The organism is Dechloromonas sp. HYN0024 (assembly GCF_003441615.1).
Classification (GTDB): domain Bacteria; phylum Pseudomonadota; class Gammaproteobacteria; order Burkholderiales; family Rhodocyclaceae; genus Azonexus.
On sequence record NZ_CP031842.1, the window covers coordinates 1,410,010 to 1,429,165 of the forward strand.

The 19,156-nt window shown below is 59.0% G+C and carries 21 protein-coding genes; 11 read left to right on the forward strand and 10 right to left on the reverse strand.

Annotation, left to right across the window (positions count from 1 at the left end):
• Position 1 precedes the first annotated feature (1 nt).
• The 4 genes from HYN24_RS16130 to HYN24_RS06665 are packed head-to-tail and all read left to right on the forward strand — an operon-like array spanning position 2 to position 2,112.
• On the forward strand, positions 2–475 hold the full coding sequence (locus HYN24_RS16130; protein ID WP_162888624.1) for a Tfp pilus assembly protein FimT/FimU: 474 nt from the start codon (positions 2–4) through the stop codon (positions 473–475).
• The gene (locus tag HYN24_RS06655; RefSeq protein ID WP_162888625.1) at positions 462–833 is read left to right on the forward strand and encodes a prepilin-type N-terminal cleavage/methylation domain-containing protein; all 372 of its coding nucleotides are present in this window, start codon (positions 462–464) and stop codon (positions 831–833) included. Before HYN24_RS16130 ends, HYN24_RS06655 begins: the two co-directional genes overlap by 14 nt.
• Positions 830–1,630, forward strand: a complete 801-nt coding sequence (locus HYN24_RS06660) for a type II secretion system protein J (RefSeq protein ID WP_117608515.1) — start codon at positions 830–832, stop codon at positions 1,628–1,630. Before HYN24_RS06655 ends, HYN24_RS06660 begins: the two co-directional genes overlap by 4 nt.
• Entirely contained in the window at positions 1,627–2,112 is a 486-nt protein-coding gene (locus tag HYN24_RS06665; RefSeq protein WP_117608516.1) for an MSHA biogenesis protein MshP, read from the forward strand. The genes HYN24_RS06660 and HYN24_RS06665 overlap by 4 nt, the downstream gene beginning before the upstream one ends.
• Before the next feature lie 57 nt (positions 2,113–2,169).
• Here HYN24_RS06665 and HYN24_RS06670 read toward each other — a convergent pair whose 3' ends face one another.
• From HYN24_RS06670 to nifH, 9 genes are all read right to left on the reverse strand, one after another.
• Positions 2,170–3,135, reverse strand: a complete 966-nt coding sequence (locus HYN24_RS06670; RefSeq protein ID WP_117608517.1) for a hypothetical protein — start codon at positions 3,133–3,135, stop codon at positions 2,170–2,172.
• Between the two features lie 15 nt (positions 3,136–3,150).
• Positions 3,151–3,909 carry a 4Fe4S-binding leucine-rich repeat protein gene (locus HYN24_RS06675; RefSeq protein ID WP_117608518.1) on the reverse strand — a complete coding sequence of 253 codons (759 nt, stop codon included), beginning with the start codon at positions 3,907–3,909 and terminating at the stop codon, positions 3,151–3,153.
• Complete coding sequence (locus HYN24_RS06680; protein ID WP_117608519.1) at positions 3,899–4,162, reverse strand: DUF6129 family protein; 264 nt, start codon at positions 4,160–4,162, stop codon at positions 3,899–3,901. Before HYN24_RS06680 ends, HYN24_RS06675 begins: the two co-directional genes overlap by 11 nt.
• On the reverse strand, positions 4,159–4,890 hold the full coding sequence (locus HYN24_RS06685; protein WP_117608520.1) for a dinitrogenase iron-molybdenum cofactor N-terminal domain-containing protein: 732 nt from the start codon (positions 4,888–4,890) through the stop codon (positions 4,159–4,161). Before HYN24_RS06685 ends, HYN24_RS06680 begins: the two co-directional genes overlap by 4 nt.
• Positions 4,891–4,960: 70 nt before the next feature.
• Entirely contained in the window at positions 4,961–5,152 is a 192-nt protein-coding gene (locus tag HYN24_RS06690) for a 4Fe-4S binding protein (protein ID WP_117608521.1), read from the reverse strand.
• An 11-nt stretch (positions 5,153–5,163) separates the two neighbouring features.
• Complete coding sequence (gene nifT / locus HYN24_RS06695) at positions 5,164–5,391, reverse strand: putative nitrogen fixation protein NifT (RefSeq protein ID WP_117608522.1); 228 nt, start codon at positions 5,389–5,391, stop codon at positions 5,164–5,166.
• Positions 5,392–5,442: 51 nt separating this feature from the next.
• On the reverse strand, positions 5,443–7,011 hold the full coding sequence (nifK, locus tag HYN24_RS06700; RefSeq protein ID WP_117610238.1) for a nitrogenase molybdenum-iron protein subunit beta: 1,569 nt from the start codon (positions 7,009–7,011) through the stop codon (positions 5,443–5,445).
• A gap of 137 nt (positions 7,012–7,148) precedes the next feature.
• Complete coding sequence (gene nifD / locus HYN24_RS06705) at positions 7,149–8,621, reverse strand: nitrogenase molybdenum-iron protein alpha chain (protein WP_117608523.1); 1,473 nt, start codon at positions 8,619–8,621, stop codon at positions 7,149–7,151.
• A gap of 93 nt (positions 8,622–8,714) precedes the next feature.
• Complete coding sequence (gene nifH / locus HYN24_RS06710) at positions 8,715–9,596, reverse strand: nitrogenase iron protein (protein WP_117608524.1); 882 nt, start codon at positions 9,594–9,596, stop codon at positions 8,715–8,717.
• A 116-nt stretch (positions 9,597–9,712) separates the two neighbouring features.
• Between nifH and HYN24_RS06715 the strand changes: the two genes are divergently transcribed.
• Positions 9,713–10,651 carry an NAD(+)--dinitrogen-reductase ADP-D-ribosyltransferase gene (locus HYN24_RS06715; RefSeq protein ID WP_117608525.1) on the forward strand — a complete coding sequence of 313 codons (939 nt, stop codon included), beginning with the start codon at positions 9,713–9,715 and terminating at the stop codon, positions 10,649–10,651.
• Positions 10,652–10,743: 92 nt separating this feature from the next.
• Here HYN24_RS06715 and HYN24_RS06720 read toward each other — a convergent pair whose 3' ends face one another.
• Complete coding sequence (locus HYN24_RS06720) at positions 10,744–13,851, reverse strand: bacteriohemerythrin (protein WP_117608526.1); 3,108 nt, start codon at positions 13,849–13,851, stop codon at positions 10,744–10,746.
• Between the two features lie 301 nt (positions 13,852–14,152).
• Between HYN24_RS06720 and HYN24_RS06725 the strand changes: the two genes are divergently transcribed.
• The 6 genes from HYN24_RS06725 (at position 14,153) to HYN24_RS06750 (ending at position 19,029) form a co-directional block, all read left to right on the forward strand.
• Positions 14,153–14,989, forward strand: a complete 837-nt coding sequence (locus HYN24_RS06725) for an SIR2 family protein (protein WP_117608527.1) — start codon at positions 14,153–14,155, stop codon at positions 14,987–14,989.
• A gap of 27 nt (positions 14,990–15,016) precedes the next feature.
• Positions 15,017–15,574, forward strand: coding sequence for a hypothetical protein (locus tag HYN24_RS06730; protein ID WP_117608528.1), 558 nt, complete (start codon positions 15,017–15,019; stop codon positions 15,572–15,574).
• Positions 15,574–15,951 carry a bacteriohemerythrin gene (locus HYN24_RS06735; protein ID WP_117608529.1) on the forward strand — a complete coding sequence of 126 codons (378 nt, stop codon included), beginning with the start codon at positions 15,574–15,576 and terminating at the stop codon, positions 15,949–15,951. Before HYN24_RS06730 ends, HYN24_RS06735 begins: the two co-directional genes overlap by 1 nt.
• Positions 15,952–15,965: 14 nt before the next feature.
• Positions 15,966–16,343 carry a Rieske 2Fe-2S domain-containing protein gene (locus HYN24_RS06740; RefSeq protein WP_240327751.1) on the forward strand — a complete coding sequence of 126 codons (378 nt, stop codon included), beginning with the start codon at positions 15,966–15,968 and terminating at the stop codon, positions 16,341–16,343.
• A gap of 307 nt (positions 16,344–16,650) precedes the next feature.
• Entirely contained in the window at positions 16,651–18,621 is a 1,971-nt protein-coding gene (locus HYN24_RS06745) for an ATP-binding protein (RefSeq protein WP_162888626.1), read from the forward strand.
• Between the two features lie 147 nt (positions 18,622–18,768).
• Positions 18,769–19,029, forward strand: a complete 261-nt coding sequence (locus HYN24_RS06750; RefSeq protein WP_162888627.1) for a hypothetical protein — start codon at positions 18,769–18,771, stop codon at positions 19,027–19,029.
• The last annotated feature ends 127 nt before the right edge of the window (positions 19,030–19,156 follow it).

A 19,156-nucleotide genomic window follows, 5' to 3' on the forward strand; every position in this document is an offset into this window, starting at 1 on the left:
CATGACCGGGTCTCGGGCACAGGGTTTTACCCTGATTGAACTGATCGTCATCATGGTCATTCTTGGCATTCTGGCCGCGGTGGCCATGCCGAGAATGAATTCGGTAGGCGCGTTTCGCTCGGCCGAGTTTCACGATCAGGTGATTGCCGCCCTGCGTTATGCGCAAAAGACGGCGACCAGTCACCGCCGGTTGGTCTGTGTCACGCTCGGCGCAGGCTCGGTCACCCTGGCCATCGATAGCAGCGCACCCAAGGACACCGTCTGCGATGTCCCGCTGCCGATCCCCGGGACTACTGCAGCGCAGGTTGTGACCGCGAAAGATGGCTTCACCAATGCGGTTCCCGCCGATTTGTTTTTTCAGCCGGATGGGCGGATGACGAGCGATGCGGCAGGGCTCGCAACTACCGATTTTGTTAACGACGTCGATGGCGGCGCAATCGTTGTTCGGGGGGCGACAGGTTATGTTGGTACCTAGGTCGCGCGGTTTCACCCTGATCGAAATGATCATCAGCATCGTGGTCATCGGCATCGGGCTGGCCGGCGTCCTCGTCAGCTTCAACGTGGCTGTCCGGTCTTCGGCCGATCCGCTGATCTCCAAGCAACTGGTCAGCATCGCCGAAGCCGAGATGGAGGGGATCATGCTTCAGGATTTTACGACGCTGGCCTCGACGACAACCTGTGCCAGTTGTCCGCCCGGGTATGGTGTCAATGTCGTGGTGACACCGGGCGTGCTTTGGGAGGATATACCCAACACTGCAACTATTAGCGTGACGGCTGCCTCGGGCACCCAGAACTTCGTACTGATCAATCACCGCACCAATTACGGCCCATGAAAGCGCGCGGCTTTAGCCTCATTGAACTGATCATCGTCATCATGCTGATGGGGATTATGGCGGCCAGCGTCACGATTTTTTTTCAGCCGGCGGTTGTTTCCTTCATCGATGCACGCCGCCGGGCCGACATGACCGACGCGGCCGATACGGCTTTGCGCAGGATGGCGCAGGACATTCGTCGGGCCGTGCCCAATTCGCTCAACCTGATTGCACCGGTCTTTGGAGCCGGCAACCCCGCAGCGTGTTTCCAGATCGTACCGACCGTCGGTGGCGGGCGCTACCGCACCGATATCGACACAGCAATTCCGGGTGCTGATGCGCTGAATGAATCGAGTCCAGCGCCATTCCGCATGGAAATTCTGGCGGTCCAGGGAACACCCCCGGCAGTGGGTGACAGTGTTGTCATCAATAACCAGAATGCCGCCGACGTATACAACGGCCCGAGCCGGGCGGCCATTACAGCCCTGGGCCCGCCCCTGACACTGGCGTCGAATCCGACGGTCAGCGGTTACATGGGGGGACGTTTCCAGGTGGTATCGGCACTCGAGCCGTCGGTCATCTATACCTGTAGCGGGGGTACCCTGACCCGCACGGTGCTTCCCGCTTTTGCTGCCCCGGCTGCGGCCTGTGGTGCGGCCGGTGTGCTGGTCGCCGACAATATTGCCGGTTGTACCTTTACCTACGGCACTGCCGGGGCAACCAATGGTTTGCTGACGATGACCCTGATCATGACCAATCCGGCCAACCAGGAAAGCATCACCCTGGGTTACGCCGTCCACGTGGATAACGCACCATGAAACGTTATCAGCAAGGTCTTGGCATGATTACCGCCATCATCATCCTGGTGATTCTGGCGGCGCTGGCTGCGGCCATTGCCGTGTTCAGTTCGACCCAACATCTGACGTCGGCCCAGGATGTTTTGAGTGCACGTGCCTGGCAGGCGGCCAGGGCGGGCAATGAGTGGGGGCTGTTTATGGCCCGCAACGCCGGCACCGGGTGGGCGAGTGGTACCGCCTGTGCCCCCTCTGCCGTGGCCGGGACGCCTGGTGTTGCGCAGACCAGAGCGATCAATCTCAACGCCGAACTTGGCTTTACCGTTACGGTGACCTGCGTTGCCACCTTCTTCAACGAAGGCGAGTCGTCGGTGGCTCCTGGCGTTCCCAAAACCTTTGCGCTCTATACCATTACTTCGCAGGCAAGCAATGGCGCAAATGTAACCTCACCGACCTACGTCGAGCGGACACGGGTGGTCATTGCTGAAGTACAGCTAACGCTCTGAGAGCTTAGGCACCTGAAGGTACTGCGTGAGCCGATATCCGGTTCGCTTTCCTGGTGGTTAAACCGAGTACGGCCGATGCAGCCAGTTGCGCACCACCTCGACGTCGCGCTGGGGCAGGTAGGCGAATCCGGCCAACGCATCTTCGACAACGGTCTGTGCCACCCAGTGGGGCACAGCCTTGGTCGTCAGCATGTGAAAATACCAGGCCGACGGATAGCCGATTTCGCGGTCGAACTGGCTGAGCGCATCGTGCAGGGCAAGGCCGCTGGTGCCGCTGCTCGCCTCGAATTCCGGCGGTTCGCCGGCCAGTGTGGCAATTGGTTGGGCACGGAAAACCGGCTGGTGGTAGCGGTCCAGATGCTCGCGGGTGGCGATCACCCAGTGATTGTGGAAGGCGCTGGTGCCACCGGCGCTGCTTTTGCTCCAGTCGTCGAGCATGCGGTGGATTGAGGCCGGTTCGGGCTTTTGCGCCAGCATCCGCTTGAGGAAGGTGGCGATGTGCTGGATGCGGCAGAACTTGTAGAAAGGCAGGCCGAGCGGCGTCAGCGCATCGCTGCTGCGTGGGTCGACCAGTTCTTCGAGGGTTGTCGGTTCGTTGATAAACAGTTGATGCGCCCGCATTTCCTGCAGGTCTTCGATTTCCAGCTGGATGAAGTCCTCATTGCCGGGGCCGGCCGAAGCAACGAGATAATGGGTCTGGCCGACCAGGCGGGTGGCAAAGAGTTGCTGGTCGGCAAAGTCATCGATCAGACGGGCGATATCGCCATCGCGCTCGTCGATGGCGTTTTCCAGCCAGCTTTCAAGGCTGTCGCTGATGCGCTGGCCGGCACCATCGACAATGCCACCAAGCCGATACCAGCCGCCGCGCCCGAGGGCATGGCGGAATTTCCACTCGGGCAGGGCGTTGCCAAGGGCTTTGACCAGTCCGGCCGGGCCGGTATTGACCGGTGTTTTGGCGCAGGTTTCGACGATGGCCGGGGAGAGTGATTTGCAGTATTCGATCCAGCCCTGATTCTGTTTCATGATTTTCCCTTGTGGTCAGGCATTTTCCGAGTCGGCGAGCCGCGCTTGTGCCGCTTCACGGACTTCGATTTCCGGGTCGGTGGTGAGTGGCTGCAAAAATTCAATGGGGGCGTTGGCCACGGCGGCCAGCCTTACCCACCATTCATCGTCCTGCAGCAGGGCGGCAGCCAGACCGGGCAGGGCGCGTTCGGCGACGATGGCGCGGACCTCCGGTTCGGCATCATCGGCCAGCAGGTGCAGGGCGAAGGCCGGCAGGCGCGCCGCGACGACCTTGCGGACTTCGCGTTCGCTGTCCTTGGCCAGTTTTGCCAGCTGGCCATGCGGCAGGCGGCGGGCAACGGTGGCGCGGATCAGATAATCGGCATCGTCGATCAGCCGGATGAGCAGGGGCTCGGGCAGGCGGGCGGCGACTGACAATCGGACTTCGCGGTCCGGGTCGCCGACCATGTCGATCAATTGCTCGACGGGCAGGCGCATGGCGACGACCCGGCGGACGACTTCGTCGGGGTCGGATTTGAGCCCGAAAATCGTGTCGACCGCCGCATAACGTGTGGCAATGGCGCGCCGCTCCCAGAAGATGTCATTCAGGTAGTTGCCAGCCAGTTCCGGGTTCCGGCGCAGGAAGCGGTCGATCTGCCGGCCGCTGTGAGCCCGGATGCAGGCATCGCCGGGCGTGCATTTGTGGCCGTTCAGGTAGTCGGGAAAATACCGGCAGCCCGAGCACAGGCCGAGTTTTCCCATGCCTGCATCGGCGGCGGTCTTGTCACTCGTCATCGACCTTGGTGGCAATCAGGATGCCGGTAGCGGCGTCGGCATCGTTGGTCATTTCCAGGCAATGACCAGTAGCGCCGGAAATCAGGAAGAGATCGTAGCCTTCGACGGTGAAGGCGGGACGATAGCGCGGCGACACGTCGTCTTCGCTGCATTCACTAAAGTGCAGGTCGGGAAAGCGCTGGCGCAGGGCTGAGGCGCTGCCGTCGAGCAAGGCCGCTTCGCCGACCCGGGCCAGGATGGTGGGGGTGATCATGCCACTTCTCCGGAGGCCAGTTCCTCTTCGAACCGCGCCAGCGAGGTGGCCGGCACGCCCATGATCTGGGCCAGCCAGGGCGGCGGGCTGGTCAGGCGGCCTTGCAGTTCAACCAGCACTTCACGGGCCTTGCCACCTTCCGGCTTTTTGACCGGGTGCACGCCGGCCCGTACCACCTTGGCGGCGGCCGGGCCACCGATCGACTGGACATAGACGATCTGGCAGTCGTTGATCAGGGCCGAACGGGCGGCATTCTTGTCTTCGGCCGTATCGGCTTCGACGGTGGTGCGGATATCAACCAGTTTGATGTCGGTCGGGCTGACCTGATAGACCAGAAAGCGCTCGCAGGAGCCAAAGTGGCCATCGAGGGTTTCGCCGCGGTTGGCCGCCACGGCAACGCGCAGGGAGCCTGGCATGTCACCGTCGGTGTAGGCGTCGACCGCCGGAAAATCCTTGTTCTCGACGCCCTGACCCCAGAGCAGGCGGACGGCTTCCTTGAGTGACTCACCGTCGACACCGACATGGCAACCCTGCTCGGCAAAGTCGCCGGCCAGGATGACGCGCAGGTCTTCGACGGTGAGCGTACCGAGCTTGGTCTCGGTGAGCGGTGACTCCAGTTTTTCAATCAAGGCGCCGACCAGCGCACGGACATCGAGTCCGCTCAGGGCGCGGGCAGCGAGGGCGATGCGCAGGGCGGCTTCGCGGGAGGCAATCGGGGTGTCGGACATGCGGGTCTCCAGAGAGAGTCTTCAGTGGAGCGACGGCAGATGACTGCCGGCGCTCGGCTCAAGGCTCCGATCAGGCCGGGCCTATGCAGCCTGACGGGCAGACATCGACGCACAACGGGGAATCGTTGTGGCCGTCGCATTCCGTACAGGTGGCAGCGTCGATCTTGAAGAAGATCTTGCCGGAACTGATCGATTTGGTCGGACAGACAGGCTTGCAGTCGCCGCAGGCGGTGCACATGTCGGGGTCGATTTTCATTGCCATGATGAATCTCCTTAGTCTTCGGCAGCGCCGAGGCGCTTTGCTCGCAGGGAAATAGGCAGGCGTGGTGGCTTGGCGATGGGGTCGATGTAGTAAGTCCCACCGTTGTCCAGTTTCAGTTCGCCGCCCCATTTTTCCGGGGTGTCGAATTCGATGGACTCGATGGAGGCTTCCAGATCGCGCTTCGGCAGGTAAAACACCAGCCCGCCCTTTTCACCTTGCTGGATCATGATGTTAGCCATGCAACTGCTCCCTCAGAACCGGCGGAGCCGAGGCCCCGCCGGTGATGTCGATTAGCGAACCAGGTCGAAGTTGAAGTCGGTGGTGCCCATGCCGATGGTTTCCTTGTCGAGTTGCTCAAGGACGGCGTTGGTCAGCTGGGTGATCACCGACATCATGCCTTCGTAGCCCATGGTGGTGGCGCGATGCATGTGGTGGCGGTCGAAGATCGGGAAGCCGAGGCGGATCAGCGGTACTTCAAACTCTTCACCCTTGTGGCGGGTGTCGCGCTGGATGTACTTGCCGTAGGAGTTGCCGATCAGGAAGTCCGGCTTGTCCGTGAAGCACAGGCTGCGCATGTGCCACAGGTCATTGCCGACATAGACCTTGCCATTGACCCCGAACGGGCTGGAAGCGAGCAGCTTTTCCATGGCCTTGCCCCAGCGCTTGTTGGCGTTGTGGGAGAGGATATGGGTCGGCTCGGCGCCAACTTCGAGGAGCATCTTGACAACGCCCATGACGAAATCCGGATCGCCGTAGATGGCGAACTTCTTGCCGTGCAGCCAGGCGTGACTGTCGGAGACGAGGTCCATGCAGCGGCCGCGTTCCAGTTCGAGCGAGGCGGGAATCGGCTTGCCGGTGATCTCGGAAACCTTCATCAGGAACTCGTCGGTCCATTCGACACCCATCGGGATGTTGAGCTTGGGAACGTCGTGGCTCCAGGTGTTCTCGATGAATTTCTTCGACTTCTCCAGCTGGGCCGGCTGCAGCAGGACGGTGGTGATGGCGTTCGGTGCATCCTTGACCTCATCCATCGTCGTGCCGCCGGAGTACATGCGGAATTCGCCGTCAGCCGGGGTGTCGAAGACTTCCGACGGGTCGGAGAGCATGGTGTAATCGACGCCCATTTCACCCAGCATGCGCTTGATGACACGGTAGTTGCCGAGGTAGGTCTCGAAGCCGGGAATGATGTTGATCTTGCCGTTCGAGCCGACTTTCTTGCCGTCCATGCTGTTCAGCGTGAAGGAGCGGATGATGCCTTCGAGCATGTTGTCCCAGCCGGTGGTGTGCGAACCGACGAAGGACGGCGTGTGGGCGAAGGGGACCGGGTAATCCTGGGGGATGTGGCCGTCCTTCTTCGAGTTGTTGATGAAGGCGTTGAGGTCGTCACCGATAACTTCGGCCATGCAGGTCGTCGACACGGCGATCATGTCCGGCTTGTAGATGGCCTTGGCGTTGGCCAGACCGTCATGCATGTTCTTCTGCCCGCCGAATACGGCGGCATCTTCGGTCATCGAGTCGGACACGCAGGAGCACGGTTCCTTGAAATGACGGTTGAAGTAGGTGCGGAAGTAGGCGACGCAGCCTTGCGAACCATGCACGTAGGGCAGGGTCTTGTGGAAGCCGGAGGCGCAGAGGACGGCACCGAGCGGCTGGCAGGCCTTGGCGGGATCAACCGTCAGGGCTTCGCGCTTGAAGTTGAGTTCCTGGTATTCCTGTGTGGTCGTCCACATGAAGGTTTCCCAGACTTTGGCGGGGCCATGACCTTCTTCGAACTGTTCGCGCTTTTCTGCAAGATTCTTCTTGTAGTCGTCGTCACGAAACAGCGGGTAGCACGGCTTGATGTTGTCAGCGGTTTGCATTGCTATCTCCTTGCCCGGACCGCTCATCTGCGGTGCCCGGCGAAAGGTTGATGATCAGGGCTTCCGGCGGCGGGGCGGGTGAAGGACACGAAGTCCGCAATCACCCGCCGCCGCTGCTTTATCCCAATTCCTGAAACTTAGGCGGCCTTCTTGACTTCTTCAGCTTCAACCTTCTTCCACGGGGGGGTCAGGTTCTTGAAAGTCGGGTTGGACAGGGCGATATCCATGTCACGGGCGAAGATCGCGAAACCGTCGTAACCGTGGTAGGGGCCCGAGTAGTCCCAGGAGTGCATCTGGCGGAGCGGAATGCCCATCTTCTGGAAGATGTACTTTTCCTTGATGCCGGAGCCGACCATGTCGGGCTTCAGGCGCTTGACGAACTCTTCCAGCTCGAAACCGGTGACGTCGTCGTAGAGCAGGGTGGCATCACCCATCTCTTTGATGGTCCGGTCGTAGTCGTCGTTGTGGCCGAATTCGTAGCCGGTGCCGATGACTTCCATGCCGAGGTCTTCGTAGGCGCCGATGACGTGACGCGGACGCAGGCCGCCGACGTAGAGCATGACCTTCTTGCCCTGCAGACGCGGTTTGTACTTGGCGACGATCTCGTCCATCATCGGCTGGTAGCGGGCGATCACGGCTTCGGTCTTTTCCTTGACGGAATCGTCGAAGAAGGCGGCGATCTTGCGCAGCGACTCGATGATCTTGGTCGGGCCGAAGAAGTTGTATTCCAGGTAAGGAATGCCGTACTTCTCTTCCATGTGACGCGAGATGTAGTTCATCGAACGGTAGCAGTGCAGCAGGTTCAGCTTGACCTTCGGGGTGTTCATCATTTCCGCAATGGTGCCGTCGCCCGACCACTGGGCAACCACGCGCAGGCCCATTTCCTCGAGGAGGATACGGGTCGCCCAGGCGTCGCCACCGATGTTGTAGTCGCCGATGATGGCGACATCGTAGGGGGTCGATTCGAAGGCGGCGCCATCGCGCTTGTCGAGCACCCAGTCACGGATCGCGTCGTTGGCGATGTGGTGGCCGAGGGACTGGGAAACGCCGCGGAAGCCTTCGCAACGAACCGGGACGACCGGCTTGTCGATGACGGCAGCAGCCTTCTTGGAGACCGACTCGATGTCGTCGCCGATGAGGCCGATCGGGCATTCGGACTGGACCGAGATACCCTTGTGCAGCGGGAAGAGCAGTTCGACTTCGTCGATCAGCTTGGCCAGCTTCTTGTCGCCGCCGAAAACGATGTCCTTCTCCTGAAAGTCAGAGGTGAAGTTCATCGTGCCGAAGGTGTCGACGCCGGTCGTACCGACGTAGTAGTTACGACGCCCGGCGCGGGAATACTGGCCGCAGCCGACAGGGCCGTGCGAAATGTGGATCATGTCCTTGATCGGACCCCAGACCACACCCTTGGAGCCGGCGTAGGCGCAACCACGAATGGTCATGACACCGGGCAGGGACTTGCGGTTGGAGGTGATGCACTTCTTCGATTGTTCAACAGATTGGTCATTGACCGCGAGATGCTTGGCGCGGTCCTTCTGGGCTTTTTCCGGATAAACCTCAAGCACCTCGGCAATGAGGGCTTCGGTTTCTTCGCGAGACAGAGTCGTCATGTTTTCCTCCTGACGCCGCCACCAATCTGTGGCCGACGTGCTGGTTGAAAGTGGCGGGGGACAAGGCCCCCGCCGTAGCTTGCGGGGTCTTGCTTAGGCGGCCAGGTCGGCGGCGGTCTTGCCGACGATGGACTCGTCTTCCGCTTCCATGATGCCGAACTCCATGAGCAGGTCTTCCAGCTCTTCCATCTCGATCGGGGTCGGGATGACGAAGTTGGTGTTATTGACGATCTTGCTGGCGAGCTGGCGATATTCGTCGGCCTGCTTGTGCTTCGGATCGTATTCGACCATGGTCATGCGGCGGATTTCAGCGTGCTGCACAGCGTTGTCACGCGGCACGAAGTGGATCATGGTGGTGCCGAGGCGGGAGGCCAGGGCCATGATCAGCTCGTCTTCGCGGTCAGTGTTGCGGCTGTTGCAGATCAGGCCGGCCAGACGCACACCACCGGAGTTCGCATACTTCACGATACCCTTGGAGATGTTGTTGGCAGCGTACATGGCCATCATTTCGCCGGAACAGACGATGTAGATTTCCTGCGCCTTGTTTTCGCGGATCGGCATTGCGAAGCCACCACAGACCACGTCGCCGAGCACGTCGTAGAAGACGAAGTCGAGATCTTCGTCATAGGCGCCTTCTTCTTCGAGGAAGTTGATGGCGGTGATGACGCCGCGGCCGGCACAGCCGACACCGGGTTCCGGGCCACCGGATTCAACGCACTTGATGCCGCCGAAACCGACCGACAGGACGTCTTCGAGTTCGAGGTCTTCCACCGAACCGGCTTCAGCCGCCAGGTGCATAACCGTGGTCTGAGCCTTGCTGTGCAGGATCAGGCGGGTCGAGTCGGCTTTCGGGTCGCAGCCAACAATCATAACTTTCTTGCCGGATTCGGCCAGTGCCGCCACCAGATTCTGGGTGGTGGTTGACTTGCCGATACCGCCTTTGCCGTAGATGGCGCATTGACGGAGTTTTGCCATGGTGTAATCTCCTTAGTCTGTCAGTCGATTTGCGAAGGATTCATTGAGAGTCGCACCTCACCTTCTGCACGTAGCGTGCCAGGTCGACTGGCAGACCGTAATCGATTGATTATTCAATGAAACCTGAAAATGAGCCGGCGTCTGTCGGGGTGTATGCTTCCGACAATTCCCCCACGCTTTGTAGGGGTGACGACAATGTGCGAGGTCACCATGGGCTTCCCGACGGGGCAACGCACAAGGCGACACTGCCTCGCGACGCCCGTCTGCCGATCAATCGCTGCAACCTGCCGGCGGTGGTGCTCGGTGGCCTCACCTATCAGCACTATCCCAGTCCACTCCTGATCGACGGTGTGGCCGAACTGCATGCTGATCTCTTCCGGCGTCTGGCAGCGGCCAGGCCGGAGGCGAGGGGCGAGGTATTTCGCGATTACCTGACCGTGCATTTCCGGCTGGAACGGCCCGAGGAGATCGGCTTGAGCGGCGAACCGGGCAGCCACAAAAAAAGCCGGGCCAAGGCCAACTACATTCGCATGGTGCGCGGCTGGAGTTTTGATTCAGACAGCCGCGAGGGGGCCGTACTCAAGGGGTGGGTCGAGTCACGCTTCGGCCTGATGCCACGCTATCACGGCCAGCCGCTGCGCGATCCGGCGGGCGACGGCTACCGGCGCTATCAGGAAATGCGGTCGCATGGTCTCTACGGGACCAATGCCCTCGAAGCCCAGTTCGACCTGCTATATACCTTCTGCCAGTTCGAATTGGCCGAGCGTCATCCGGGGGCGCGACATGTCACGCTCTATCGGGGGGTCAATCGCCTGGCTGATCACGAAGTGCTGAAGAAGGGGGAAGGTGGCCAGCATGTCGTCCTCCTCAACAACCTCAATTCATTCACCTGCAGCCGCGAACGTGCCTGTGAGTTTGGCGACTATATTCTGGCGGTCGATATTCCCCTGACCAAAATCTTCTTTCACTGCGGCCTGCTCCCCGGCGTGCTGCAGGGCGAGGACGAATTCCTGGTCATTGGCGGTGTCGTCGAGGTGACGTTGTCGACCATGTGATGATGGCAGGGGGTTCGTCCAGCCATGGATCGGCCGGCAATCGACGTCAAAGCGGCGGAGTTCGCGCTCTGTCCGGTTGTTAAGCCGTCATCTCACGTCGTTGAATCCTGCAGGTTCCTGAGCAGGGTGGCAAAGAGAATGTCCGGGCTGACCGGCTTGGCGATGAAGTCCGACATGCCGGCCTCCATGCAATGCTGCTGATCATCGACGAAGGCATTGGCGGTCATGGCGATGATTGGCGTATGGGCATAGTTGGCCAGCTGCCGGATTTGCCGGGTAGCTTCCAGCCCGTCCATGCGCGGCATCTGCATGTCCATCAGAATCAGGTCGTAGGTTTTGGCCTTTGACATGGCAATGGCGTCGACCCCGTCGCCGGCCGAATCGACCTTCAAATCAACGCATTCCAGATACATTCGGGCGATTTCCTGATTGATCGGTTCATCTTCAACCAGCAAAACCGTTCGACCAGAAAATTTATCGATCAATGCCGCCTCGATCTGCGCCGAAGGCACGGCCGGCTCTTTCTCGTCGATGACCGGCGAACACTTCAATCGTGCCGTCAGCCAGAACGTACTACCACGGCCGGGCGTGCTATCGACACCGGCTTCGCCCTGCATCAGACGGGCGATTTCCTTGGTGATGGCCAGACCCAAACCGGTCCCGCCGTACTTCCGGGTCGTTGAATTGTCGGCCTGCTCAAAGGCAGAAAACAGCCTGGGCAGCACGTCGGGCTCGATGCCGATACCGGTATCTCTGACCTGAATACGAATCTTGACGTCATCGACCCGCTTCTCAATGACGGCGCAAGATACTTCGATCTCGCCAGCCTGCGTGAATTTCACCGCGTTCGATAAATAATTCAGCAGCGCTTGCTGCAGTCTCGTTTCATCCCCCTGCAGCGCAATGTTCTCGGGGAGCGCCTTAACGACCAGCGTCAGGTTCTTTGCCTTGGCTTTCTCACTGATCATTGATGCGGCATTGGTGAGCAGCGTCGTAATATGGATCGGCTTTTCTTCCAGGACGAGTTTGTCGGCCTCGATTTTGGACAGGTCGAGTACCGAATTGACGATTTGCAGAAGGTGTTGTCCCGCCGTGTCAATTTTGGACAGCTTGTCTTCTTGTTCGGGCGTGACGCCTGATCGTTTGAGCAAATGAACCATGCCGCTGATGGCATTGAGCGGGGTACGGATTTCGTGCGACATGTTGGCGATAAACGAACTCTTCGCTTGATTGGCCGCGATGGCCGCTTCGCGCTGCAGGCGAGTACGGTGTACCTGAATGCCAAAATTCAGGTTCAGGGCCAATTCTTCCAGCAAGGCAACCTCTTCGGCACCAAAGGCATCGGGTTCAGCCGCATAAACGGTGAGAGAGCCAAAGACCGCATTGTCTCGACCCAGGGGCAGTGCGATAGAGGCGCGATAACCACGCTGAACGGCGGCAATACGCCACGGTTCCATCCGCGGGTTGGTCAGGACATTCTGGTTTATCTGGGTTTCCCCGGTACAAATGGCCAGGCCGGTCGGGCCTTGACCGGTCACGGTGTTGCTGTCCCAGGAGACATTCAAATTTTCCAGATAGCCATCTTCATAGCCTGATTGGGCGACGGCGCGGACGGTCTTTTTACTGTCATTTTCAGCGTATCCGACCCAGGCCATCAGGTAGCCGCCGTTTTCGACGATCAACCGACAGATGTCGTTCAACAGGTCTGTCTCGCTGGCATCGCGCAGCAGGGTCAGGTTGCATTGGCTCAGCAGGCGCAAGGCCCGATTGAGCCGTCGTTGTTCTTCTGTGGCCTGTTTTTCTGCATGCAGCGCCTGCCTGAGCTTTTCTTCGCTGTCGCGCAGGGCAAGCTGAGCCCTGGCTTGTTCTGTCACATCCCGGAAAATGCTGGCGAACTGATTTTTCCCCGGCGAAAAGACCGAGATGGCAAATGTCTTGCCCATCGGCTCGTAGGGCGGTTCAAACCTGAGCGGCTTGCCGGTCTGCGCAACCGAACTGAATTCTTCAAGAAATGCGGCTTCGCCATAAATTTCACTGGCCAGTCGCCCAATGACAGATTCCCTGGTCAGGCCAAGAATCGATTCGTAGGCCGGATTGACGTCGAGCAAGCGGTAATCGACGGGCGTGCCCTCGTTATCAAAAACTAGCTCATGTAAGGCAACCCCTTCTGTCATCGCCGAGTAGAGAGAGTGAAACCTTTCCTCGCTTTGCTGCAGGGCAACCGTGCTGCTTTTTTGCGCGGTGATGTCGTCGTAGATGCCAAGTATGCCAATGACTTCATTGTTGCTGTCGCGTAGCGGCACTTTCGACGAGCGTGCCCAAAGTGTTTGGCCATCAGGCGTAGTCTGTGGCTCTTCATAATTCAGCTTGGGAATGGTCGATGAAATGACCGCCTCGTCATCGGCGCGATACAGGTCGGCCTGCGCCGCCCAACACATCTGGTAGTCGTTCTGACCGATCAGCTGATCGGGGGTGTCTTTTCCGGCATCCCGGGCAAATATGGAATTGCACCCCAAGTAGTTGAGGTCGCGGTCTTTCCAGAAGATACGCATCGGCGCTGTGTCGACGATGGTTTCCAGGAGTTTTTCGGATTTTTCCAGCGCGGCCTTTGCCTGAAAAAGCTCGTTTTCTGCCTGTCGATGCTCGGATAGTTCGCGCATCAAGCGCAGGGTATTGTTCGACAGGGTGGCGTAGATCGACAGAATGATGTCGATCAGGGCACGCGTTGTTCCACCCATCTGCTCCTTGGCCTGTTGCTTGGCTGCATCAGGCGACAAACCGGCTTGAATGGCCAGCACGGTGTAAGCCATGTTCCGGTCGAATTCAAGGATGTGTGATGCCAGCCAGCGGGCCAGAAATGACAGTGCTTCGTCAGCGACCTCCGTTAATGGTCGGGTCGTGAGCGAGCTACGCAGCCGGGCAACCTCGTCGATGAAAGCCTCATGACTCTTGCGGTGCTCGTGTTCGTAGGGATCGTCTGCCAGATACGTATGCCAGATGCCCTCTTCGTAACCGAAGTGATAAACCGTGTAGTCAGCCAGTTGTTCAAACAGTTTATCCAGGCGGTCAACATCGTCCTTGAAGGCAATATGCCCGGCCAGTTCGTTGAGCATCCTTACTAACTGGCGGTGCTGTTCGTCGACTTTGGGCAAACCCGTATCGAAATTGTCATCCCACGGAAATATGTCGATCGACTTCATGGCGTCGCCATCTATTAGAAACGGTAAAAATATAAAATCAGTAACTATTCTATCGCTTTGGGCCTAGGCCAGCGTTCAAAAATGAATGGTTTTGGCAGCTTTTTTCGGTGCTTCGTGAATATCGTCACGTAATGTCGGTGCGGGTGGCGCGGTCGGAAAATTGTCGGGCGGCCCCCTGGATGCCCTGTCACAAACCCGACAATCGACCGATGCTTCGGCCGGAAAGCCGCACCCAATAAGGACCGGGAATCGGGCGTGGAATTTGCTGTAAAGGGCTACATCCCCTTACAGAGCAAACAAAATGACTCCAGAACTGCGCGAAAAACTGCTGGCCGGCCTCAAGGATGGCAGCATCGTTCCCTACCTTGGCCCCGGTGTGCTGGCGGATGTGAAAAATGCAGCGACCGGAGCACCCATTCCGGCCGACAGCAATTCACTGATCTATGCCATGAACGATGGCAAGCCGATGGCCCCCAAGCTGATGTACGAATTTCCCCGTGCCGCGATGAACGTCGAACTCAAGCGCGGGCGTAGCGCTGTCACCAAGTTCCTCAATCGTACCTACGGCGAGACGGCTTGGACGCGGGGCGCCGTGCATGACTGGATCAAGGCGATTGCCCCGCATTACGTGATCGACATCAACCGCGATACCCAGTTGCAGGATTCTTACGCCGATGTGCCGCACAACCTGATCGTCGGCATCGCCCGCCTCGGCGGCACCGACTTCCGCTACAAGCTGTATTTCTGGGATGGCACGGCTTATCAGAAGACGACAGTGATCAATCCGGGTATCCCCATTCTCTACAAGCCGATGGGGACGCCCAGGCCGGAAGCCAACTACATCGCTTCCGACGCCGATTACGTCGATTTCATCACCGAACTGATGGGTGGTTTCTCGATTCCGCCCGAGGTGAAGGAACTGCGCAAGGGCAAGCAATACCTGCTGATGGGCCTGCGCCTCAACCGCGACACCGAACGCATGGTGATGTCTGACGTTATCTACGCCGCTGCTGAGCCGGCTGGCTGGGTGCTGATCCAGAACCCGACCGACAAGGAGCGCCGCTTCTGCAAGAAACAGAAGCTCGAACTGATCGAAGCGGATGTCTTCGATCTGATCGGTGCGGCCATCGCTGCCTGAAATTACTCAATCCACCAAGGAAGAAACATGTCGCTCGATCGTTACGAACCCCTTTTCTTTAACGCCAATTTCAAGGAATCCGCCAGCACCGGGGCGCTCGTCGCCTATCGCGGCGAACTGATCCTCGAGGAAGGCGAAGTGGCCGATGCCAACGGCCGCCGCAAGCCGCCGACGGAAGTCCTCAAACAGGCTGTCCTGCTCGGCGATGCCGGTGGTCTCCGGTTGATTTCCGGTTCACTCGACGAATTGCAGCAGTTCCCGCTGGTCGTCGAAAAATTCGGTGCCGATTTCAATGCCGGGACCATTGCGGTCTTCTTTACCGTCAATATTCCCAAAGGCTTCGTGACGACGGCCAATGGTGCCAGCATCGCCTTTATCCCGTTGGTCCAGGGCATGGTGTGGACCGAGCTGTGCGATCTGGTGGCGCTCGACAAGGGGGATTTCAAGGGGCAGAGCGCCGCTGACAAGGTGGCGACAGTGTATGGCGCCCTCAAGAGCTACAAGTTCAAGTATGCCGAGCAGAGCGTGGAAGAGGCGCTGAAGACCACCAACAACGCCAAGCGCGAAACGCACGGGGCAATCTGATGGCCTGGGATGCGGCCCGTCACGCTCTGGGTGTCGCCGAAATGGATGACACCCACCGGGAGTTCGTCGAGTTGTCGTATGCCTTGCTGGTGGCGTCCGACGAGGCGTTTCCGGGGCTTTTTGTTCGTCTGATTGAGCATACTCGCCAGCATTTTGACGACGAAAACAAGCTCATGAAGGCGTGCCGCTTCCCGGCGACCGGCGAACACAACAGCGAGCACCTGCGGGTGCTTGGCGAACTGGCTTTCTTTGCCCGTGGGGTGGCAGCCGGCCGCCTTGGACTGGCTCGTGATTACGTCCGCAACCTCCCGGCCTGGTTCGCCACCCATCTGTCCACCATGGATTCGGCGCTGGCGGGGTGTTTGAAAAAGGGGTGAGGGCGATGGACCGCATGGCCCCTAAGTTCCCCGTCTGCACTAGCCAGGAACTGGCCAACGGCCAGTATCGCAAACTGCTCCTGGTGTTCGAGGCGAAAGAGGAAGAATGTCTCGTCCTGCGCTTTGATGGCCGGATATTCGCCTATCTCAACCGTTGCGTGCATATGCCGCGCCGTCTCGATTGCGAAGAGAAGCAGATCTTTGACCAGAGCGGGCGCTACCTGCGCTGCTCCATGCACGGCATCGTCTACACACCGCAAACCGGCGCTTCGGTCAGCGCCATGTGCGAAGGCGAACGTCTGCATGCGGTCGATAGCTACGAAGAAAGCGGGGTGGTCGGTATTGCCGATTTCCGGGTTTCTTCGATCAGCCAGTCAGCGCCACCCGTTTGATCGTTTACCACCAGAAAATGCCGGGCAGAAGCATTTGATGCGCCGGCCACCGTACACGCAGACCTCACCTATGCGGCTATCCATAAGGTACAAGCGTCCGCTGGCAGGGCACTTGTGGAGATGAAATCCCGACTGATCCGGTGAGGTGTCGGGGCACGGGTTAGTGTCGCACTGGTTTCATATTTATGTTAAATATGCTGCCTCGTGTTCCAGGTTCGTTCGCGACTCAAATTGCCTGCGCATCAAGTGTTGGACGATGCAAGGGTTTCAAGGGAGCCCTGTGCATAGCCCACAACCACAACGGATAATGCGTCTGGCGACAGGCTTTCTCGCGGCTTATGCGCTGATCGCTGTCGGGTTGCTGGGTTCCGGTGCCGATATCTACGAACATCTGCACCTTGAACTCGATGCCGTAAACGGGATTTTGTCCCTCCTTCTGGCGGCCTTCCTGCTCGCCAAGCAGAGCCGCATGCCGGCTGCTGTCCGTCAGGCGCTGGCGATCTGTTTCGCTTATGCCGCCTTTGCCGAAATTCTTCATGCGCTGGTTGGTATCGAGTGGTCAGGGCCCATGCAGTGGGTCAGTGAGTCGGCTAAAACCTTACGGCCAGCCACCTGGCCACCCTCCGCCTACATTCTGCCAATCGGACTGGTTTATCCCTGGTTGCTGCTCAAGGGCCGGATTGCTTTCAGGCCGACACTGTTTGCCGGGATCATGGCGCTGCTTATGGTGTCCCTGTTGTTGGTGGCCTGGTCCCTGCCGAAATACGTGGATACCGGCATTCTGGGGATTCAGCGGCCAACTCAGGCCCCGCTTTTGCTGCTGTTGGCCTGGCTTGTTGTCGCTTTCTACCGGCAACGAAAGGCACATCCCCTCTACGAAGGCATCTCGTGGATGTGTGCCTTGCTCTTTCTGTCTGACCTTTCCATGCTGTTTTCAACGTCGCCGCATGAGAAATTCACCATGGTGGCGCATAGCGGAAAACTGCTCTCCTACACCTTCCTCCACACCATCCAGATGCGTCTGGCGGCGGCTGATAGCGATGCGCGACTAGCGGCAGAAGTGGCATTGGCTGAGAGTGAGTTGCGTCTGCGCCTGGTCATCGACTCGTTACCCGATCTTATTTGGCTCAAGGATGGTGAAGGGGTTTATCTCAGTTGCAATCGCCGGTTCGAATTGTTTTTTGGTGCCCGTGAAGCGGAGATCGTCGGCAAGACGGATTACGATTTCGTCAGTAAGGATCTGGCCGATTTGTTCAGAAAAAATGACCGGATTGCCATCGAAAAAAATTGTCCTGCGGTTAATGAAGAAGAAGTGCCTTTCGCTTCAGACGGCCATCGCGAAATACTTGAAACCACCAAGGTGGCGATCCGTGATGCCGATGCGCGGCTGATCGGGGTATTGGGTATTGGTCATGACATTACCCGTCGCAAGCAAGCCGAAGACGAACTGGATCGACACCGTAATCATCTGGAGTTGCTGGTCGAAGAGCGTACTGCAGCCCTGGTGGTCGCCAAGGAACTGGCAGAGTCAGCCAACCGGGCGAAGAGCGCCTTTCTGGCCAATATGAGCCACGAATTGCGCACGCCGATGAACGGCATTCTGGGCATGCTGAATTTGTTGCAGCGTCGGATTGTCGATGAAAAGAGCCTGGATCAGCTGGAAAAAGCCAAGATATCGGCCAATCGTCTGTTGGCTATCCTTAATGAAATTCTCGATTTGTCAAAAATCGAGGCCGACCGAATGACGCTCGAATCCGTCCCGTTTGCGCTGAATAGTGTGCTGGATAATGTCGTGTCGCTGTTCGACCAGAGGGCATCGGAGAAGGGCTTGAATCTGCTGGTTGATATATCGCCGACCTTGGCCCTGCGCGCATTGCAGGGAGATCCCTTGCGCTTGGGTCAGATCCTGATCAATCTGGTCGGCAATGCCATCAAGTTCTCGCATCGTGGCGATATCAACATCCGCCTGGGCGTCGGCGCCGAAGACGAGCACAGCCTGTTGCTGCGTTTTGAGGTGGAAGACAACGGGATTGGCTTCAATCCGGAAGACCGGGAGCGTCTTTTCAGTCCGTTCGAGCAGGCCGATAACTCGACCACGCGCAAGTTCGGCGGTACGGGTCTGGGTTTGAGTATCTGCAAGCGCCTGGTTGGTCTGATGGGTGGCGAGATCGATGTCATCAGTTCGCCCGGAGACGGATGTGTCTTCTGGTTCACTGCCCGCATCAACAAGGCCGTTCCGGCGCCATCGTTGGCCGCGTCGGCAGGTAGCAGCCACTAAGCAACACCGCCCGGACCGACCGACGGCGATCCGGGCGGCATGCTTGCGGACTTGGCACGCCCGTTGCAGAGGGAGGGTGAAACCCATGGCCAGCGTCGACTTTGCGACATGGCCGAGAACGCCAGCCCAACCCCAACGGAGTTCGTCATGAAGCCGAGTACCATCGATTGCAAGGGCCAGAGCGTCAGTCTGGGTGACAAGGTCCGCGTACTTGAAGTCACTACCGATGCCGACCTTGACGAGGACGATCTCGAGATGTTCCGGGATATGGTCGGTGCCATCTGTGACATCGAGCGCATCGATGCCGACGGTGCTGCCTGGGTGGCGCTGTGGTGGAATGGTGACGAAGGTACGGTGCTCACCCAGATTGGCCTGGCACCGTGGCAGATGGAGCGTGTGAAGGGGTAAGCTGGCGGTGCCCGGCTGCTGACGGAAACAACGTGGCAGACGGGATCGTCGCCGGTCGGTCCGCCCTTCAGTATTGGCTTGATTCTGATGTGACGCGGGCACGGGGCTTGCTGAAATCCACCAAACG

Coding starts and splice junctions, on each gene's coding strand:
- HYN24_RS16130 (WP_162888624.1), top strand. CDS start 2: ATGACCGGGTCTCGGGCACAGGGTTTTACCCTGATTGAACTGATCGTC.
- nifH (WP_117608524.1), bottom strand. CDS start 9,596: ATGGCAAAACTCCGTCAATGCGCCATCTACGGCAAAGGCGGTATCGGC.
- HYN24_RS06715 (WP_117608525.1), top strand. CDS start 9,713: ATGAAACCTGAAAATGAGCCGGCGTCTGTCGGGGTGTATGCTTCCGAC.
- HYN24_RS06725 (WP_117608527.1), top strand. CDS start 14,153: ATGACTCCAGAACTGCGCGAAAAACTGCTGGCCGGCCTCAAGGATGGC.
- HYN24_RS06680 (WP_117608519.1), bottom strand. CDS start 4,162: ATGATCACCCCCACCATCCTGGCCCGGGTCGGCGAAGCGGCCTTGCTC.
- HYN24_RS06720 (WP_117608526.1), bottom strand. CDS start 13,851: ATGAAGTCGATCGACATATTTCCGTGGGATGACAATTTCGATACGGGT.
- HYN24_RS06670 (WP_117608517.1), bottom strand. CDS start 3,135: ATGAAACAGAATCAGGGCTGGATCGAATACTGCAAATCACTCTCCCCG.
- HYN24_RS06690 (WP_117608521.1), bottom strand. CDS start 5,152: ATGGCAATGAAAATCGACCCCGACATGTGCACCGCCTGCGGCGACTGC.
- HYN24_RS06685 (WP_117608520.1), bottom strand. CDS start 4,890: ATGTCCGACACCCCGATTGCCTCCCGCGAAGCCGCCCTGCGCATCGCC.
- HYN24_RS06665 (WP_117608516.1), top strand. CDS start 1,627: ATGAAACGTTATCAGCAAGGTCTTGGCATGATTACCGCCATCATCATC.
- HYN24_RS06730 (WP_117608528.1), top strand. CDS start 15,017: ATGTCGCTCGATCGTTACGAACCCCTTTTCTTTAACGCCAATTTCAAG.
- HYN24_RS06675 (WP_117608518.1), bottom strand. CDS start 3,909: ATGACGAGTGACAAGACCGCCGCCGATGCAGGCATGGGAAAACTCGGC.
- nifD (WP_117608523.1), bottom strand. CDS start 8,621: ATGACGACTCTGTCTCGCGAAGAAACCGAAGCCCTCATTGCCGAGGTG.
- HYN24_RS06655 (WP_162888625.1), top strand. CDS start 462: ATGTTGGTACCTAGGTCGCGCGGTTTCACCCTGATCGAAATGATCATC.
- HYN24_RS06735 (WP_117608529.1), top strand. CDS start 15,574: ATGGCCTGGGATGCGGCCCGTCACGCTCTGGGTGTCGCCGAAATGGAT.
- nifK (WP_117610238.1), bottom strand. CDS start 7,011: ATGCAAACCGCTGACAACATCAAGCCGTGCTACCCGCTGTTTCGTGAC.
- HYN24_RS06660 (WP_117608515.1), top strand. CDS start 830: ATGAAAGCGCGCGGCTTTAGCCTCATTGAACTGATCATCGTCATCATG.
- nifT (WP_117608522.1), bottom strand. CDS start 5,391: ATGGCTAACATCATGATCCAGCAAGGTGAAAAGGGCGGGCTGGTGTTT.
- HYN24_RS06740 (WP_240327751.1), top strand. CDS start 15,966: ATGGCCCCTAAGTTCCCCGTCTGCACTAGCCAGGAACTGGCCAACGGC.
- HYN24_RS06750 (WP_162888627.1), top strand. CDS start 18,769: ATGAAGCCGAGTACCATCGATTGCAAGGGCCAGAGCGTCAGTCTGGGT.
- HYN24_RS06745 (WP_162888626.1), top strand. CDS start 16,651: ATGCGTCTGGCGACAGGCTTTCTCGCGGCTTATGCGCTGATCGCTGTC.